This window comes from Staphylococcus piscifermentans (assembly GCF_900186985.1).
GTDB classification, from domain to species: Bacteria; Bacillota; Bacilli; order Staphylococcales; family Staphylococcaceae; genus Staphylococcus; species Staphylococcus piscifermentans.
Genome location: NZ_LT906447.1, coordinates 2,394,623 through 2,408,251 on the forward strand (window position 1 = coordinate 2,394,623; position 13,629 = coordinate 2,408,251).

The window sequence follows — 13,629 nt, forward strand, 5'->3', positions numbered from 1 at the left end:
TATTTATTCTTTTCCCTTTTCTGAGGGATTATTCGGCAAGGTTCTTACAAAGGTAAATAGGACGACTGTTTGAATGATGACCATAACCAGCAAAGTGATTCGAATATAAAAGTTATTGATAATCAAAATGGAAAATCCCATAAGAATATATAAGCTTATTAAAATTTTAAACTTTTTCTTTAAAGTAAATCCTCTATCTCTTTTAAAGCTTTCTACATATTCATCGTAAATCTTCGTGTTGACCAGCCAATGATTAAACTTTTTCGAACTTCTGGAAAAACACAACGCGGCCAGTAATAAAAATGGCGTGGTCGGCAATAAAGGCACGACAATGCCTATAAATCCTACGACAGCGAAGATGAGACCGAGTGTAATGAGCAAATATTTCATTCAAGCACCTCTAATTGATAATTGATTTCAATTATAGCAAAAAACTGCTGCGAAAGAAAAAAACAGGTCATCTGCCGTCACGAGCAGCTTCTGACCTGTTTCAACTATTAAAGAGATTCAATCCCCTATTTATAGAGTGTTTGAAACTTATACTTAATATTCTGGAACTACGACTCTCCAACCTTGCGGATCGTCTAATTTACCGCTTTGAATACCAGTGTATTCATCGTATAGACGTTGTGTGATTGGACCAGTTTCATTATTGTTGATAGTGATTTCACGATCTTCGTATTTTAAAGTACCTACTGGTGAAATAACTGCAGCTGTACCTGTTCCGAAGACTTCTTCTAATTCGCCTTTATCATAAGACTCTAATAATTCATCAATAGAGATATGACGTTCTTCTACTTCGTAACCTAATTCTTTAGCTAAGGCGATAACTGTTTTACGTGTAATACCTGGTAAGATACTGCCGTTTAATTGAGGTGTTACAAGTTTACCGTTTTCTACGAAGAAGATGTTCATACTGCCGACTTCTTCAACATATTTACGTTCTACACCATCCAACCATAATACTTGGTCATAACCTTGTTCGTTGGCATTAGATTGTGATAATAAGCTGGCTGCATAGTTACCTGCAACTTTAGCGAAACCTACACCACCGCGTACGGCACGTACATATTCATCTTCGACATAAATACGTGTTGGTTTCAATGAATCTCCACCGTAATAAGAACCAGATGGTGATAAGATAATTAATAATTTGTAATTATGCGCAGGGTGAACGCCTAATCCTGCTTCAGTTGCGAAGACAAATGGACGAATATATAATGATTGTCCTTCACCTTCAGGTACCCAATCGCGTTCAATGTCTACTAATTGTTTCAAGCCTTCTAATAACTCTTCTTCATCAATTTGAGGCATTTCTAAACGATCGAGTGATTGATTGATACGCGCGAAGTTTTGGTCAGGTCTGAATAACACAACTTCTCCATTGTGTTTATAAGCTTTCAAACCTTCGAATACAAGCTGACCATAATGAAGTCCTTGTGCAGCCGGATCTAATTCAATCGGTGCATAAGGTGTAATCTTCAAATCATGCCAACCACCTTTTTCGCTATCGTAGTCATAACTTAACATGTAATCTGTGAAGTGTTGGCCAAATCCTAAATTTTTTGGATCTGGTTTTTGTTTTAATTCTTCACGTTTTTCGAATTTTACTTTTTCTGACATGATTGTGCCTCCTATAATAAATACTTAATAAAGTGTTAACACTCAAATTATAGCAATCTCACTCTTGGGATTCAATGAGTTTTTAGAAAATTTAAAAAATACTACTATAATTTGAACCCTTTAAAGCCCTATCATTATTCTGTTTACACTTCTCATTATTCTATATGCATTGCGGGAATGCAAACGGAAGCGGTCATATTAATGTTCCTTTTATTATGAACAACCACTCTCATTTACCTCAAATATTAATTGCTCAGCATCCAATGTTGCAACAACTCCATAAGGCAAAATACATTTAGGCTCATTATGACCGAAACTAGCATTGAAGAATAGAATCTTATCTTCTAAATGATGTTCTTTCAATACTTGCATCCATGTTTCTTTTATTTCTTTAATATTTTCATCATTTTGCGGTTTTCCTACAATAATACCTTCAATATTTTTTAATATACCCATATAACCTAATGATCTAAGTGCTTGCTTTAAAAAATATATAGGTAATTGTGATTCAGAGTTTTCTACAAATAATATTTTCCCTTTAAATGCATCTTTATTTGGAAAAACCTCTGTTCCTCTTAAATTATTGAGTACCTCAAAGCAACCACCAATCAATGTTCCTGTCGCTTTCCCTTTACCGCTCAGAACCTCATAAGTTTGATTGTTTATTTTTTCTCTGCTTACACTTTTATTGCTTTCATTCCATTTTAATCCAAATTTTCGATAATAATTTGAAGTAGGAATATTTCCGATCGTATTATTAGTAAATAATACCTTTTTAATATTTTTTATTGTATATTCATCCATTTCAACATTTTCAGCAAAATCGGTCAATAATGCTGGTCCATAATAAGACATCACACCTGCTTTATAAAATTTCAAATGGATTGATGTAACATCAGAATACCCCATGAAAATTTTTGGATGTTCTCTTATAATATTCTCGTTTAAATAAGGAACAATTCTCATTGATTCCTCTCCTCCGATAAATGAAAAAATCCCTTTAATTTTATCATCTAATAAAGCATCGTGAATATCTTCCGCTCTATATTCCGGATGATTATAGAGGGTGTCAGTACCATCTAAAGCGTGTTTCATTAATTTTACTTTTAAACCAAATATATTTTCCATTCTTTGCTTGGCTAATTCTACCCTATGAGATACAAACTCTTCCCCCGCTAATCCTGATGATGGAGAAACAAACGCAACAGTATCTCCAGACTGTAAGTGATTAGGTTTAATCAAATTCTTCATTGTTTATTATTCCTCCTAACTATGGATGTTCTTTCTCATTAGTTCTCGATATACAAAAAAGACAAACTGTACACTATTTCTTCTCCCTAATAAGAAATACCGCTTCGTCTGTCTTTTTATTATATAGATTCCATTTTGATTATAGAAAGTTATTCTGTTAATTTCTAAAATCGTCATATTCTTTAAGCCTTAATGTTGTGTGGCAGCGTCTTTCTCTTTAATGCCTTCTAACATCGCTACTGTCATTGCGTCTAAATCATATTGAGGTTTGAATCCCCATTCGTCTGCAGAACAGCTGACATCGATACGGTCCGGCCAACTATCAGCAATACCTTGACGCACTGGATCTACATCGTAATTCATTTCGAAATCAGGAATATGTTTACGGATGGATTCAGCAATTTCTTCTGGTTCAAAGCTCATACCGCTTAAATTATAAGCACAACGATGTTTAATCTTGTCCCCATCCGCTTCCATCAACTTGATAATAGCATCAATGGCATCGTCCATGAACATCATATCCATGTACGTACCTTTATCAATAAAGCTTGTATATTTGCCATTACGTAGAGCTTCGAAATAAATTTCTACTGCGTAATCTGTTGTACCGCCACCCGGTTCTTTTACGTAAGAAATCAAACCTGGGAAACGTACGCTGCGTGTGTCGACGCCAAATTTACTATTATAATATTCACATAACAATTCACCAGAAACTTTATTTACCCCATACATTGAAGTTGGACGTTGAATCGTTAATGCTGGCGTTTTATCTTTAGGAGTTGTAGGACCGAATGCACCAATTGAACTTGGTGTGAAGAATTGCAAGTTATACTCACGTGCAACCTCTAAAGCATTGACCAATCCACCCATATTAATATTCCAAGCTAATAACGGATTCTTTTCTGCTGTAGCAGATAAAAGAGCTGCCATATGCATCATCGCATCAGGTTTGAATTCTGCTGCAATTTCTTCCATGCGAGTGATATCTGTAACATCTAAAAGCGCAAACGGTCCATCCTTAATTGGAGAATCTGCTTCCGGCTCTCGAATATCCGTAGCCAAAACATTCTCTTCTCCATAAATCTCACGACATTTCAATACAAGTTCCGTACCGATTTGGCCTAGTGCGCCAGTAATCATAATTCTTTCCATGCAATTCATCCCCTCAAAAAAGTTCGTAGTAAATAAACATGGTGTTTTTCTGAGGTGTACATTCTATCATTATTTGTATATATTCTACTATAATTCCTCACTATTGTATATACCATACGTACAAAAATAAGTAAAGCGCTTACATTTAAAAGTGCAAATTTTCATTTAGAAATTAATTTCACTTTCGTTTTTATCCCTGTTTTGAGGTGTTATAACTTTTTGCGTCCATACTGACGTGAATTTTCATATCCTTCTTTTTCATAAAAGAAAGCTGCAGAAAGATTCTTATCCCAATAATCTAACTCTACCGTTTGGCATCCCTGCTGCTGCGCAAAAGTTTCCGCAAAGGCCATCAAAGCGTGACCATGGCCTTGTTGGCGATATGCTGCTTCAATACTTAATTGATGAATATACAGCGACTTCATTCCATAACGAAAAGGGGTTTCCATTAACGAGATAATTTGAAACCAAATATAACCGATAGCTTCTGTGCCTTGATATACAGCATAGAAATACTGATCTTCTCTTTCTAATAACTTTTGAAAGAAATCTAAGCTGTCTAAATAATTAAAAGGCTTAAAAATATCCGGGTAAGCCTTGGCGTGCAAGCTATGAACCGCTTCATTCAATCTTGCTAAAACGGCAGCATCTCTACATACTTTTATTTCCATTACTTTCACCTTCTTTTATTGATCCGTTGATACAAGAAACCTTCTTACTGTTTCCCCATCTATAATTGCACTTTCTAATTCCTGTGGATGAAACGCTATTATTGTTCTAGCTGACGCAACATTGCTTTTATCGCACGTTACGAGTGCATCAACAACACCATGTTGATTTAAGAATTTAAGTCCTGCTTTCAACAAACTCTTCGCATAGCCTTGTCTTCGATAGTCAGGACGAACACCATAACCGATATGACCTCCGATACGTTTTAAATGTTCATTAAGATAATGTCTTATATTGACTGCGCCTATAATTTTTTCATTATCAAAAAGAAAAAGGGTCGTATTAGGGACCCACTCTTTAATTAAAGTACGCTGCTTCAATTCAGAAACCAATTCACTATATGAAGTATAACGTTTAGGGTTTATCGCAGTCGGTACAATTTGTTCTGTTTCCCAAGATTTGATATAAACATTAAAAGCAGCTTCGTCTGTTAATGCTAATTCACGTATTTCCATTATTAGATGCCCCCTTGTTTAGTCGCTTATTGATTTATCTCTATGTTATCATGATTTTAACAATTATTTTTTTGAATACATATTCAGGGGGACTCTATCATGTGTACAAGTTTTACTTTTACTTCAGATTATGATGCAGATTATCTTGCACGTACCATGGATTTTGCTTTTCAATTAAATTCATTTCCTAAGGTCATGCCACGCGGTTATGAATGGGAAACTGCGAATGGCCGTACATTTAACTTTGATTACGGATTTGTAGGCACAGCAATGACGGTAAATGGCGTAGTATTTGCGGATGGTATCAATGAACAAGGCTTGTCCATTGCCGTCTTATATTATTCAGGAGAGGCCTCTTATGCGACTTCGACATCTTCTAATAATATTAATTTAGAACCAGAAGAATTTATTGTGTGGTTCTTAGGTATGAATGCATCCATTCATGATATGAAGGAGAATATCGATACAGTCCGCTTGCTTAAGCAAGTAAACCCGACTTTAGATAAAGTACCGCCGTTGCATTTCATCGTTACAGATCAAACGGGTCAAAGTGTCGTCATTACACCAGTAGATGGTCAACTCGTCGTTCAAGATAATCCGGTTCAAGTCTTAACTAATAATCCTAGTTTAGAGTGGCATTATCAAAACTTACGCCAACATACTACATTTAATGTGGAAGCACCAGCTCCTCAATTATTAGGTATGAAACATATCGAGCCTATCGGGGTAGAAGCAGGTACTGAAAATCTGCCGGGCGGTTATACTTCTCCTGCGCGCTTTGTGCGTGCTGCTTATTTCCGTCAATATATTGAAGATGCGGAAGATGACAATAAACGGTTGAATAATATATTTAAATTGTTAGATACTGTCAGCGTGCCGCGCGGAATTATTTTAGATGAAGGTCAACCGCATTATACCCAATATCAATGTGTGATGAATTGCAGCAAATTGAAGTACTACTATCGCGATTATTACGGTTCTGATATTTATACGATTGAATTAACTGAGGAATTGTTAACAGCGGAAGAACCGAAGTCTTATACTGTGAAACCCAAATTGAGATTTTCAAATTTAAATGAAGAAGAAGCAGACGCTTAAAAATTAATAAGTATAGAGCGCAGAAAAAGAGGGAGCTGGGACAAATTAATGTCGCAACTCCCTCCTTTCATATACTATTAAATGACACCTAGTTCTTTTCCAACTTTTTCATATGCATTTAATGCTTCATCTAGCATTTCTTTAGTATGCGCTGCTGTCGGCATATTACGTACACGTCCTGTTCCGCGAGGTACAGTTGGGAATACGATTGATTTCACATAAACGCCTTCATCTTTTAAACGTTTACTGAATTCTTGTGTTTTCTTTTCATCTCCAATGATTACTGGAGTGATCGGCGTTTCAGAGGCACCAATATCGTAGCCTAACTTTTTCAAGCCTTCTTTTAAATAATTGGCATTATCCCACAATTTATCATGTAATTCAGTAGAGTTCATTAATTTTCTTACCGCTGCGATAATCGCTGCTGAAGATTCTGGTGTTAATGAAGTCGAGAATAAGAATGGACGTGATTGCACTTTCAACCAGTCGATTAATTCTTGAGTACCTGCGACATAACCGCCTACTACCCCTATAGCTTTAGATAGTGTACCGATTTGGAAGTCGATTTTATCTTGTAAGCCGAAATGTTTTACGGTGCCTGCGCCTTTACCCATCACACCTGAGCCATGTGCGTCATCAACATAAGTAATTAGACCGTATTCTTCTGCGATTTCAACGATTTCTGGTAATTTTGCAACATCGCCATCCATACTGAATACACCGTCTGTGATATACATTACTTTATTATATTGTCCTGATTCTACTGCTTCTTTCGCTTTCTTTCGTAAGTCATCCATGTCAGAGTGATTGACACGAATAATTTTAGCTTTAGATAGACGGCAACCATCAATGATTGAAGCGTGATTCAATTCATCAGATAAAATCGCATCATTTTTATTCATTACTGCTGAAATGGCAGCCATGTTACAGTTAAAGCCTGATTGGTATGCAATAGCAGCTTCTGTACCTTTGAATTCTGCTAAGGTTTGTTCTAATTCATCGTGGATATCTAACGTACCGTTGATCGAGCGCACAGCCCCTGCGCCTACCCCATATTTATCTACTGCGTCTTTCGCAACTTGTTTCAATTCATCATTTGTTGCCAAACCTAAGTAGTTATTAGAAGATAAGTTGATATAACGTTTACCGTCAATTGTAATTTCCGGTCCATTCGCCCCTTCAACTGTATCGATTTCATTATAAAGACCATTATCTTTTAAGTATTGAATGTTTTCATCGAGAAAACTGTGTAATGATTGCACCATTTAAGTGAATCCCCCTTGTTTAAATAAATTCACATCTATCATAACCTATTTTTTTAGAATATAAAAGCTGCGAATCATTAACCCGCAATAAATTGCAATTCTTTAAATTATTCACCTTTTAATGGATAAGGTTTATTGCTGAGACTACGTGCTATAATATGTATATCTATACTTTAATGAAGGGGTTGAAACCAATGATTAACTGGTATCAGCTTGCACACGATAAAGAAAAAACCATGATTCAAATTAGACGACACCTGCACCAGTACCCCGAGCTTTCTTTTGAAGAGAGTCATACACATGACTACATTGTGAATCAGTTAGAACAGCTTTCATGCGAAATTCGTCGTCCTGTCGGCAAAAACGGCATTGTCGCCACCTTCAAGGGGCAAGGAGATGGCCCTACAGTTGCGTTGCGTGCTGATTTTGATGCATTGCCGATTACAGAACTGAATGACAAACCTTATCGTTCTAAAAATGAAGGATGTATGCACGCATGCGGTCACGATGGGCACACTGCTATTTTGTTAGGCGTAGCGGAAGTGATTAATGAACACCTCGCGTATTTAAATGGCAATGTCGTTTTAATTTTCCAATACGGCGAAGAGATTGTTCCTGGAGGGGCACAACAAATGATTGATGACGGCTGCCTAGAAGGGGTTGACCGTGTTTACGGTAATCATTTATGGAGCGGATATCCAACAGGTATTATCTATTCTCGCCCTAGTGCTATGATGGCTTCTCCTGACGAATTCACAGTAAAAATTACTGGAAAAGGAGGGCATGGTGCCAAGCCGCATGAAACTATTGACCCTATTGTTATCTTGGCTGAATTCATTTTAAGTGCACAAAAAATTGTGTCTCGTACAGTGGATCCTGTAAAGCAGGCTGTAGTGACATTCGGCATGATTCAAGCAGGATCATCGGATAGTGTTATTCCTGACTCAGCGATTTGTAAAGGTACGGTACGGACATTTGATGCAGAAATTCAAAATCATATTATGGCGAAATTGGATAAGTTGCTGCAAGGCTTAGCAGTCGCTAATGATATCGAATACAAATTAGATTACGAACGCGGATATGTTCCTGTGCATAATAATCCGCAAGCATATGAAATTGTAAAAGAAGCTGCAGATGAGTTAAATTTACGCTTTACTAAGGCTGATATGATGATGGTCGGAGAAGACTTTTCAGCCTATCAACGCGTGCGTCCGGGTGCTTTCTTCTTAACAGGTTGCGGTAACCCTAAGAAAGGAACTGACCACCCTCATCATAGTCCCTATTTTGATATTGATGAAGCGGCTATGAAATATGCGGCTAGTGAGTTTTTAAAAATATTAGAATTAGAAGAAGTTTTAAACTCTGAAAGATTATAAAAATGATGTAGGGAGCTGAGACATTATTATGTCCCGCTCCCTTAAATTTTCCATAAAAAAAAGAGCCCCTCAATGAGGAGCTCTCTAATATTAAGCATCAACTATTGTTAAGCTGAAATTATTCTTGGATTTCAGTAACAACGCCTGATCCTACAGTACGTCCACCTTCACGGATAGAGAAACGAGTACCGTCTTCGATTGCGATTGGAGCAATCAATTCAACAGTCATTTCTACGTTATCGCCAGGCATAACCATTTCAGTACCTTCTGGTAAGTTAACAACGCCTGTTACGTCAGTAGTACGGAAGTAGAATTGTGGGCGGTAGTTAGAGAAGAATGGAGTGTGACGTCCACCTTCGTCTTTAGATAAAACGTAAACATCAGCTTTAAATTTAGTGTGTGGAGTAATAGAGCCAGGAGCTGCTAATACTTGTCCACGTTGTACGTCTTCACGTGCAACACCACGTAATAAAGCACCAATGTTGTCACCAGCTTCAGCGTAGTCTAATAATTTACGGAACATTTCTACACCTGTAACTGTAGTTTTCATGCTTTCTTCAGTGATACCGATGATTTCAACTTCTTCACCGACTTTGATTTGACCACGTTCAACACGGCCTGTAGCAACAGTACCACGACCAGTGATTGAGAATACGTCCTCAACTGGCATCATGAATGGTTTATCAGAGTCACGTTCTGGAGTTGGAATGTAGTCATCAACTGCTTGCATTAAGTCTAAGATTTTTTGTTCGTATTCAGCATCGCCTTCTAAAGCTTTCAATGCAGAACCAACGATAACTGGTACATCGTCACCAGGGAAGTCATATTCAGATAATAAGTCACGAACTTCCATTTCAACTAATTCTAATAATTCTTCGTCGTCAACCATGTCAGCTTTGTTTAAGAATACAACTAAAGCTGGTACACCAACGTTACGTGATAACAAGATGTGTTCACGAGTTTGTGGCATTGGACCATCTGCAGCAGATACTACTAAGATACCGCCGTCCATTTGAGCAGCACCAGTGATCATGTTTTTAACATAGTCAGCGTGTCCTGGGCAGTCAACGTGAGCATAGTGACGTTTGTCAGTTTGATACTCGATGTGTGAAGTATTGATTGTAATACCACGTTCTTTTTCTTCTGGAGCGTTGTCAATCATGTCGTATGATTGTGCTACAGTGTCACCATTTTTTGCTAATACAGTTGCAATTGCAGCTGTTAAAGTTGTTTTACCATGGTCAACGTGACCGATAGTACCAATATTGGCATGTTCTTTTGAGCGATCGAATTTTTCTTTAGCCATTATGAAATCTCTCCTCTTCTTAATAAAAAGTTATTTTAATTTTATCTCTCATGATAGTTTCTCACCATCATGAGAGCACTATTGTTGTGTTGTGTAAAGGACTAATTCCTTTATAAAGCATTTGCATGAAAAAATCAATTCAGGAACCCTGCCAAAGAATTCTTGGCTGTGAACCTAAAGATGAATACGATTATTCACCTTTATTTTTCTTGATGATATCTTCTGCAATTGATTTTGGTACCTCTTCGTAATGATCGAAGTACATAGTGTAAGTTCCGCGACCTTGAGTGTTAGAACGTAATGAAGTTGCGTAACCGAACATTTCTGAAAGTGGAACGAATGCACGAACCATTTGAGCGTTACCGCGAGCTTCCATACCATCTACGCGTCCACGACGAGATGTTACGTCACCCATGATGTCACCCATGTATTCTTCAGGCATTAAGATTTCTACTTTCATCATTGGTTCTAAGATTACTGGATCTGCAACTTTAGCAGCTTCTTTAAGCGCTAATGAAGCAGCGATTTTGAAGGCCATTTCAGATGAATCGACATCATGGTAAGAACCATCATAAAGTTTAGCTTTAACGTCGATTAATGGATAACCAGCTACTACACCGTTTTCCATAGCATCTTTAAGACCAGCTTCAACTGATGGAATGTATTCACGAGGAACTACACCACCGACGATAGCATTTTCGAATTCGAAACCAGCGCCGACTTCGTTAGGTGTGAATTCAATATGAACATCACCATATTGACCACGACCACCAGATTGACGAGAGAATTTACCTTGAACTTTAGCTGGTGTTTTGAATGTTTCACGATATGAAACCATTGGCGCACCAACGTTAGCTTCAACGTTAAATTCTTTTTTCATACGGTCTACAAGGATATCTAAGTGAAGTTCACCCATACCGCCGATGATAACTTGTCCAGTTTCTTCATCAGTGTGAGCATGGAATGTTGGGTCTTCTTCTTGTAGTTTAACTAAAGCTTGAGTCATTTTATCTTGGTCAGCTTTAGATTTTGGTTCTACTGACAAGTGAATAACAGGTTCTGGGAATTCCATTGATTCCAAGATGATGTCATTTTTCTCACCGCATAAAGTGTCACCAGTACCAGTTTCTTTAAGACCTACCGCAGCAGCGATATCTCCTGAATAAACTGTGCTGATTTCTTTACGAGTGTTAGCGTGCATTTGTAATAAACGACCTACACGTTCACGTTTGTCTTTAGTAGAGTTTTTAACGTATGAACCTGAGTTTAAAGTACCAGAGTACACACGGAAGAATGTTAATTTACCAACATAAGGGTCAGTCATAACTTTAAATGCTAATGCAGCGAAATCTGCATCGTCATCAGCTGGAGCGATAACTTCTTCATCAGGGTTATCAGCATGGTGACCAACAATTGGTTTAACATCTAATGGTGAAGGCAAGTAATCAATTACTGCGTCTAACATTAATTGAACACCTTTGTTTTTAAATGCAGTACCGCAAAGTACAGGATAGAATTCAATATCCAAAGTAGCTTGACGGATTGCTGCTTTCAATTCATCAATAGTGATTTCTTCACCTTCAAGATATTTTTCCATTAATTCTTCATTAGCTTCAGCAACAGATTCGATCAATGATTCACGAGCTTCTGCAGCTTTGTCTTTATAGTCATCTGGAATTTCAATTTCAACAACTTCTTCACCGAAGTCGCCGTTATATTGATAGCATTTCATTGTTACTAAATCAATGATTGCTTCAAATTCGTCTTCTGCACCGATTGGTAATTGAATCGGTTGTGCATTCGCTTGTAAACGGTCATGCAAAGTGCTTACTGAATATTCAAAGTTTGCACCTAATTTATCCATTTTGTTAACGAATACGATACGTGGAACACCATAAGTTGTTGCTTGGCGCCAAACTGTTTCAGTTTGTGGCTCAACACCTGATTGTGCATCAAGTACTGTTACAGCACCATCAAGTACACGTAAAGAACGTTCAACTTCAACTGTGAAGTCTACGTGTCCTGGTGTGTCGATGATGTTTACACGATAATCATGCCATTGAGCAGTTGTAGCTGCTGATGTGATAGTGATACCACGGTCTTGTTCTTGTTCCATCCAGTCCATTTGTGAAGCCCCTTCGTGAGTTTCACCAATTTTATGGATACGACCAGTATAATACAAGATACGTTCAGTAGTTGTAGTTTTACCAGCGTCAATGTGAGCCATGATACCAATGTTACGAGTTTTTTCCAAAGAAAAGTCTCTAGCCATTGTATTGTTTCTCCTTCCAGTAATTACTGAGTAAATACTTTGATATGGCGATGCCCTAAGCATGCCTTTGGATGTACCAAGTTGAACACGCTCAGGGTTAAACCGTTAATCTTACCAGCGATAATGTGCGAATGCTTTGTTAGCTTCAGCCATTTTATGAGTATCTTCACGTTTCTTAACTGCGCCACCTGTATTGTTAGCTGCATCTAAGATTTCGTTAGCTAAACGTTCTTCCATAGTTTTTTCACCACGAAGACGTGAATAGTTAACTAACCAACGTAAACCTAAAGTAGTACGACGTTCTGGACGAACTTCTACTGGTACTTGGTAGTTAGAGCCACCTACACGGCGAGCTTTAACTTCTAATACTGGCATAATGTTGTTGATAGCTTCTTCGAATACTTCAATTGCATCACGACCACTACGTTCTTGAACGATGTCGAATGCTGAATAAAGAATTCTTTGAGCTGTTCCGCGTTTACCGTCTAACATGATTTTGTTAATCAATTTAGTCACTAACTTAGAGTTGTGAATTGGATCTGGTAAAACGTCTCTTTTTGGTACTGATCCTTTACGAGGCATAATCAGAGTCCTCCCTTCATATTATAGTATAATCTCACAATTTATCTCGAAAATTTACGCAATCTTAAACTTATTTTTTAGGACGTTTTGTACCGTATAATGAACGGCTTTGCATACGACCTTCAACACCTGAAGTATCAAGTGCACCACGAACGATATGGTAACGCACACCAGGTAAGTCTTTTACACGACCTCCACGTACAAGTACAACACTGTGTTCTTGCAAGTTATGGCCGATACCAGGGATATATGCGTTGATTTCGATGTTGTTTGACAAACGAACACGAGCATATTTACGTAATGCTGAGTTAGGTTTTTTAGGTGTCATTGTACCAACACGAGTACATACGCCACGTTTTTGTGGTGAGTTCAAGTCAGTAAATTGTTTTTTCATACTATTGAAACCTTTGTTCAAAGCAGGTGAATCTGATTTCTTCGCTTTGCTTTTTCTAGGTTTGCGCACTAATTGGTTAATAGTTGGCATTTAAGATGTCCTCCTCTCCTGTTTTATAATCCCACA

13 protein-coding genes are annotated in these 13,629 nt (G+C 37.6%); 2 read left to right on the forward strand and 11 right to left on the reverse strand.

Features of this window, described 5'->3' with window-relative positions; translation table 11 throughout:
* Nucleotides 1-3: 3 nt before the first annotated feature.
* The 6 genes from CKV71_RS11260 to CKV71_RS11285 all read right to left on the reverse strand — a co-directional run bounded on the left by CKV71_RS11260 (nt 4) and on the right by CKV71_RS11285 (nt 5,210).
* The gene (locus CKV71_RS11260) at nt 4-390 is read right to left on the reverse strand and encodes a YbaN family protein (protein ID WP_095106839.1); all 387 of its coding nucleotides are present in this window, start codon (nt 388-390) and stop codon (nt 4-6) included.
* A 153-nt stretch (nt 391-543) separates the two neighbouring features.
* Nucleotides 544-1,623 carry a branched-chain amino acid aminotransferase gene (locus CKV71_RS11265; RefSeq protein WP_095106841.1) on the reverse strand — a complete coding sequence of 360 codons (1,080 nt, stop codon included), beginning with the start codon at nt 1,621-1,623 and terminating at the stop codon, nt 544-546.
* 213 nt (nt 1,624-1,836) lie between these two features.
* Entirely contained in the window at nt 1,837-2,874 is a 1,038-nt protein-coding gene (locus CKV71_RS11270) for a S66 family peptidase (protein ID WP_095106843.1), read from the reverse strand.
* Nucleotides 2,875-3,063: 189 nt separating this feature from the next.
* Nucleotides 3,064-4,026, reverse strand: a complete 963-nt coding sequence (locus CKV71_RS11275) for an L-threonine 3-dehydrogenase (protein ID WP_095106845.1) — start codon at nt 4,024-4,026, stop codon at nt 3,064-3,066.
* Between the two features lie 209 nt (nt 4,027-4,235).
* On the reverse strand, nt 4,236-4,697 hold the full coding sequence (locus CKV71_RS11280) for a GNAT family N-acetyltransferase (RefSeq protein WP_095106847.1): 462 nt from the start codon (nt 4,695-4,697) through the stop codon (nt 4,236-4,238).
* A gap of 15 nt (nt 4,698-4,712) precedes the next feature.
* The gene (locus CKV71_RS11285; protein WP_095106849.1) at nt 4,713-5,210 is read right to left on the reverse strand and encodes a GNAT family N-acetyltransferase; all 498 of its coding nucleotides are present in this window, start codon (nt 5,208-5,210) and stop codon (nt 4,713-4,715) included.
* A gap of 99 nt (nt 5,211-5,309) precedes the next feature.
* Between CKV71_RS11285 and CKV71_RS11290 the strand changes: the two genes are divergently transcribed.
* Nucleotides 5,310-6,308, forward strand: a complete 999-nt coding sequence (locus CKV71_RS11290) for a choloylglycine hydrolase family protein (RefSeq protein WP_095106851.1) — start codon at nt 5,310-5,312, stop codon at nt 6,306-6,308.
* 77 nt (nt 6,309-6,385) lie between these two features.
* Here CKV71_RS11290 and CKV71_RS11295 read toward each other — a convergent pair whose 3' ends face one another.
* Entirely contained in the window at nt 6,386-7,573 is a 1,188-nt protein-coding gene (locus tag CKV71_RS11295) for a glycine C-acetyltransferase (RefSeq protein WP_095106853.1), read from the reverse strand.
* A gap of 194 nt (nt 7,574-7,767) precedes the next feature.
* Between CKV71_RS11295 and CKV71_RS11300 the strand changes: the two genes are divergently transcribed.
* Complete coding sequence (locus tag CKV71_RS11300; protein WP_095106855.1) at nt 7,768-8,949, forward strand: M20 family metallopeptidase; 1,182 nt, start codon at nt 7,768-7,770, stop codon at nt 8,947-8,949.
* A 118-nt stretch (nt 8,950-9,067) separates the two neighbouring features.
* On the opposite strand, the gene tuf is transcribed toward CKV71_RS11300, so the two are convergent.
* The 4 genes from tuf to rpsL all read right to left on the reverse strand — a co-directional run bounded on the left by tuf (nt 9,068) and on the right by rpsL (nt 13,593).
* Nucleotides 9,068-10,255 carry an elongation factor Tu gene (tuf, locus tag CKV71_RS11305; RefSeq protein ID WP_095106857.1) on the reverse strand — a complete coding sequence of 396 codons (1,188 nt, stop codon included), beginning with the start codon at nt 10,253-10,255 and terminating at the stop codon, nt 9,068-9,070.
* Nucleotides 10,256-10,445: 190 nt separating this feature from the next.
* Nucleotides 10,446-12,527 (reverse strand): elongation factor G, encoded by a 2,082-nt coding sequence (gene fusA / locus CKV71_RS11310; protein ID WP_095106859.1) that lies wholly within the window; start codon nt 12,525-12,527, stop codon nt 10,446-10,448.
* 111 nt (nt 12,528-12,638) lie between these two features.
* Nucleotides 12,639-13,109 (reverse strand): 30S ribosomal protein S7, encoded by a 471-nt coding sequence (gene rpsG / locus CKV71_RS11315; RefSeq protein ID WP_012664233.1) that lies wholly within the window; start codon nt 13,107-13,109, stop codon nt 12,639-12,641.
* A 70-nt stretch (nt 13,110-13,179) separates the two neighbouring features.
* Nucleotides 13,180-13,593, reverse strand: coding sequence for a 30S ribosomal protein S12 (gene rpsL, locus CKV71_RS11320; RefSeq protein WP_012664232.1), 414 nt, complete (start codon nt 13,591-13,593; stop codon nt 13,180-13,182).
* Nucleotides 13,594-13,629 lie beyond the last annotated feature (36 nt).